We start from the raw sequence: 5,184 nt of genomic DNA on the forward strand, positions 1-5,184 counted from the left end.
TAGAAACAGCTAGCTGCCGCCGTTCCGACGGACGAAGGGAAGCCAGCCGCGAGCGCAATCTTGGTCTGCTCTGTGACCTTAAACTGTACGGGCGGCTTCGTCTTCTTTTGGATGATGGTGGCTCGATCTCGGATCGAACTACCCGACCATAGGTCTTCGACTCTCAGTTTGACCAGGTCGCAAGCCCGGAGCTTGCTGTCGATGGCGAGGTTGAATAGCGCCAGTTCTCGGATCGCCCCGCTCATTTCGAGCCTAACGCGGATCGACCAAACGTTCTTTGGCTGCAGCGGTCGTTTCTGTCCGACCAGAATTCCCTTGTTNACGTCGCCTCAGTTAGGCCTCGAGGTATTAGCACGTCTCGACGCTAATCGGCCCATTGCGGACATTGCTGGCTGCACGAGAAAGAAGGCAGCTTTGCGCCGTCATTGCCGTCATTCACACCACCGTGCCGGCCTCCCTGAAGCGGTCAGTCCGCATGGTGGGGATCAGGGTACCTGCCAGCGTTGGCGAAATGGCACCCCGCGAGCGCGACGATGAGAGTTACCTGACCTGTCCACTTTCCAAGAAGAGTTTTATATACCTAAGTGCACGTTCGCGTAGCCTACGATAATCTTCTGAGCTTTGAGTTGGGCCGGTCCCCATCATCGAGACCATAGCTCTATCCTCGAAGACTAAATTTACACGGCATACATTGAGCGTTGGGCCGCAGGGAGAAATACCCTTCAGACGTTGCTCTAGTAATTGCCTTGCTGCCGAATTCAATTCAGGAGAACGAGAAGTGACTTTCGAATAGACGCGCAGATGATGTTCCTGTGCGGGGGGAGGTCCTATGCGGATAACATCGGCCGGAAGGGGAAATTTGCCGTCCGCTAGACACCCGCTCCAACCTGCGCGGCAAAGGTTACTCAGATTGATAATTAATTGCTCGACTTTCAGCGGCCTACCCGCAGCGCGAGCGATCTCTTGCTCAAGGACGGCAAAGGGGTCGTCGTATTTACTGTCAGCGCCTGTCGCCGTGATTTCCAGCTCATCTGAAAACCGCAATGTCACACCCGGACCGAAAGGAACAATGAAATTGATCGCCCCGATTTCAATGGCGACGGTATCTATTCTTTTCTCCGCGTGAGCTTGGATAGCTCCGAAAGCAACGGCAAACACAACAAGAAAACGGATCATTCTCATCGCCCCGCCTTGCGCCATCCAGCGGCGCGGGCCTCAGCTTCAGAGCAGAACCACCGTTCCCCGTAATTAGCACGTATCTTGGTGTCGAGATAGTTTTCCTGCCCCGGAACATGGAAGATACGTTCCCCTCTGTTGATGCTGATATTGCCCTTGATGTCACAAGCGCTATCAAACGTCTCTCTAGGCATAAGCACGTAGCCGCCAGCCCCGAGGAATGAGGCAGCAGACAGTCCAACAACGAGTAGCGTAAAGTTGCTCATGATTGGTGGATACCACGCAAGAGTTGCAACCCCGTTTCTGTGATACATAAAGTTTTTCGGAAGTCACTACGGTGAGGAAGTGCACGAACACGCCCTCACAGAGGGTGGCAGCCCATAGTGGTTGCTAAGCGCCGTCATTCCCGTCGTTCATACCCAAAAAACTCGCTCCCTAAAGCTGTCGGTCCGATCCGAGGCTGCCAAAGAGCCTGCCCCGCCTCCATCAAAATTGTAGTCTGCGAAGTCGATAGCGGGAACACTTTTCAGGTCCAACCTAAACGCACCGCCAGTCACGCAAAGATTATAAGGACTCGATCACCGTTCCATCATCGCGGGTTATTTCGAACTACCAGTTGCTTATCTTTTTTCAGCCTTCATCGCGGTTTGCACAGGTATCTCTCGCTCTAAAACAGAACACGATCTGGTTTGCTTGCGCTGCGAGGGTATCATGGGCGCGCCGGCGAGCGTCTACCGCTATTGTGCGCCACCGTACCAAAACTGGTGCGTTTCAAGGTTGGTAAGCATTGCCTGTCTAAAATTGCCAACATCACCCTCGGGATCATCGGATGATCGGCATGCGCAATCTATTCCAATCCAAGGCTTCACAGTTGGTCGGCGCGTTAAACAAGTCGCTGGCGATAATTGAGTTCGATCCCGAGGGCAATATTCTCTCCGCCAACGACTGTTTCTGCAAAGTTATGGGATATGCCCCCAACGAAATCGTTGGCCAGCATCACCGAATGTTTGTGACAGAACAGGAAGCCGCCTCGGAAGCCTACAAGAACTTCTGGCGCAAGCTTGGCCGGGGGGAATTTGAGCAGCAGGAATACCGGAGGATTGCCAAGGGCGGGAAGACCGTCTGGATACAAGCCTCTTACAATCCAATAATAAACGGTACAGGGAAGGTCTCGCGCGTCGTAAAAGTCGCGTCGGATACCACGGCACAGCGTGAAAAGAACGCCGCCTTTGAAGCCAAAATTTCTGCGATCTCCCGGGTGCAGGGCATGATCGAGTTCACCCCTGGCGGCGAGATCGTCGATGCCAATGAGAACTTCCTCAATGTGGTCGGCTATTCCTTAGACGAGATAAAGGGTCGGCATCATCGGATGTTCGTTGAAGACAAGCTTGCTGCGTCTGATGAATACCGTGAGTTCTGGTCTAAGTTAAATGCTGGCGAACTCGCAGCGGGTGAGTTTCATCGATTCGGCAAGGGCGGACGTGAAATCTGGATTCAGGCTTCGTATAACCCGATCTTCGACGTGGATGGAAACGTTAAGTCCGTGGTCAAATTCGCGACCGACATCTCCGGCCGCGTCCGCGCTGTTACGCAGGTCGCTCATGGCCTCGAACAGCTTGCTCGAAACAATCTCAATCAAAGGCTCGAAGATGCGTTTGACCCCGCATTCGAGCCGCTGCGTTCCGATTATAACTCCTCGCTCGATGGACTCCACGCGACAATCGAGAAAATCGTCAGCACGGCCCACACCGTTAACACAGGTACAGACGAAATTTTGGCTTCGTCAGACGTCATGTCGAAACGAATAGAGAGTCAGGCCGCGAGCCTTGAGCAAACCGCCGCCGCCTTGGATGAGATTACGGCAACCGTCAAACTAAGCGCTCAGGGAGCGCTGGAGGCGGCACTGGCCGCCGCAGGGGCTCGGTCGGGAACCGTCCTTTCGGGTAAAGTCATGAATCAGGCTGCTGCGGTCATGAGCGAGATCGACGAGAGCAGCAACAAGATCAGTCAAATCATCGGGGTCATCGACGGTATCGCATTCCAGACGAACCTCCTTGCCCTTAACGCGGGCGTTGAAGCTGCTCGTGCCGGTGAATCGGGGCGTGGTTTCGCCGTCGTCGCGCAAGAGGTGCGAGAACTCGCGCAAAGGTCAGCCACCGCAGCGAAGGAAATCAAGACGCTGATTTCCGCGAGTTCAGATCAGGTAAAGCGTGGAGTGAAGCTGGTAGGAGATACGGCCGAGGCGCTTGAGAACGTGACGATCAAGGTCGGCGAGATTGATGCCGCCCTTTCTGAGATGGCCAAATCCGCGCGAGAGCAGGCGATTGGGCTCGGTGAGGTCAATGCAGCAGTAAACGTCATGGACACCGTAACCCAAGAGAACGCGGCGATGCTGTCGACTTCGGCAGCAGCGGCAGAAACCTTGAAAAACGCCGCGGCTGGTTTGGCTGAACTGACGAATCAGTTCCGGTTGAATGATCAAAATCAGCCAGTGGGAAACACTATCCATCGGGACACGGCCAACTCACCGCGCTTGATGCGCTATGCCTAACATGTGGCACGTGACACCAGACTACAGCATCTACGCAAGGAAGAGCCGATGACGCTCCTTAAAGAAGAAAAAAGGCTGAAACGGCTCCAGGATATCGGGATACTGGACACTCCCGAATCTCGAGATTTTCGAGACTGCGCTGCTCAGGCGCTTGGGCTTTTCCCCGGAGCCAGTATTGCTGCCATCAGTCTGGTGGACCAGAACCGCCAATGGTTCAAGACGATCATCGGCCTCAATGTAAAGGAAACGCCCCGCAGTCTGTCGTTTTGCTCTCATACGATCGAAACGGAAGACGGGGTCATGGTCGTCGAGGACGCGACCCGCGACTCGCGGTTCTCAACCAACACACTCGTCACGTCCTCCCCTGGCGTACGCTTCTATGCTGGGGTGAAATTAATGGACGGTGTGGGGGCCCTCTGCGTGATTGGAACCAGCCCGCGTCAGGCGGATGCGTCGGAACTCGTCAAGCTGAAAAAGCTTGCCAACTATGTCGACATTCAGCTCCTTGCGCATGGAACCTTGTTTAACCTGCCATGACCCAACCAAGACCCCGTCGGACGACGATCAACCTAGCAGCCCAACGATTGTCGCCGGTACCTGGGGCGTTTTTTTCTGCCATTCCCGCTAAGCGGACATGGACTGAATTTTGTAGTCACTTTATCGCCCTACGGGTCTCCGATTTGCGGACAACAACTTCCACAGTTAGGCGCTATGCGCGTGTTGTCGATGTGATTGCTGTGGGTGATCGCGACCAAGGTCGCACAAATCAACCATCCAATCACTGCGATCAGCCGCCCATGAACTTTACTTATTGCACTTCGGTAGGAGGCAGACGTGAAGCAATCCGTTGATAACAGCGAGCATATCGCGATGACCGTGTGGCGGTTTGCCGAAACGACGAACCTGTCGCTCATCTCCATCGACGCCGAAGGTAACATTGTCTTTGTAAACCCCTCGGCATGTAGCATGTTCGGCTACTTGAGGGATGAAATGGTCGGGCGCCCGATCACCATCATCATTCCTGAGCGAATGCGCGGCGCGCATATGGCCGGCCTTTCACGAGTTGCAGATGGCGAAAAGCCTAACCTCGGCGGCAGAGCGGTAGAGGTCTCCGCCATAAGAAAGGATGGCACGGAGTTCCCCATCGAGATCACCCTTTCTGTATGGCAGTCAGAGAAAGGGGTCTGTGCAGGGGCGATAATCAAAGACATTTCTGAACGAAGGGAACGCGAAACGCGCTTGATGCGTCTTGCCTCTCACGACACCCTCACCGGTCTTAACAATCGCCATCAATTCATGACGCTGGTGGGTGAAAGGCTTCAAACAAGTCACTCGGCGACAATCATCGTCATTGATCTCGACGGCTTCAAGGAAGTCAATGACACACACGGCCATGCCGCAGGAGACAGTCTCCTGCAGGCGATCGGCGTTCGGCTTTCCTATTTGTTGAGCTCCGG

The 5,184-nt window shown here is 54.5% G+C and carries 6 protein-coding genes; 3 read left to right on the forward strand and 3 right to left on the reverse strand.

From position 1 onward, the window contains the following. From BLX89_RS24895 to BLX89_RS23660, 3 genes are all read right to left on the reverse strand, one after another. Positions 1 to 320 (reverse strand): site-specific integrase (locus BLX89_RS24895; protein WP_483428654.1); only part of this gene is annotated, 320 nt, incomplete at both ends. Between the two features lie 220 nt (positions 321 to 540). Next, on the reverse strand, positions 541 to 1,176 hold the full coding sequence (locus tag BLX89_RS23655; RefSeq protein WP_075293382.1) for a hypothetical protein: 636 nt from the start codon (positions 1,174 to 1,176) through the stop codon (positions 541 to 543). Positions 1,177 to 1,178: 2 nt separating this feature from the next. Next, a complete protein-coding gene (locus BLX89_RS23660) occupies positions 1,179 to 1,442 on the reverse strand; it encodes a sunset domain-containing protein (RefSeq protein ID WP_075293385.1) in 264 nt (87 codons plus the stop codon). 563 nt (positions 1,443 to 2,005) lie between these two features. Between BLX89_RS23660 and BLX89_RS23665 the strand changes: the two genes are divergently transcribed. From BLX89_RS23665 to BLX89_RS23675, 3 genes are all read left to right on the forward strand, one after another. Further along, entirely contained in the window at positions 2,006 to 3,727 is a 1,722-nt protein-coding gene (locus BLX89_RS23665) for a methyl-accepting chemotaxis protein (RefSeq protein WP_075293383.1), read from the forward strand. Between the two features lie 48 nt (positions 3,728 to 3,775). After that, positions 3,776 to 4,264, forward strand: a complete 489-nt coding sequence (locus BLX89_RS23670) for a GAF domain-containing protein (RefSeq protein WP_075293384.1) — start codon at positions 3,776 to 3,778, stop codon at positions 4,262 to 4,264. A 297-nt stretch (positions 4,265 to 4,561) separates the two neighbouring features. Next, on the forward strand, positions 4,562 to 5,184 hold a 623-nt coding region (locus BLX89_RS23675), incomplete at its 3' end, for a sensor domain-containing diguanylate cyclase (protein WP_245292925.1).

Source organism: Pararhizobium arenae (assembly GCF_001931685.1).
GTDB lineage: Bacteria > Pseudomonadota > Alphaproteobacteria > Rhizobiales > Rhizobiaceae > Pararhizobium > Pararhizobium arenae.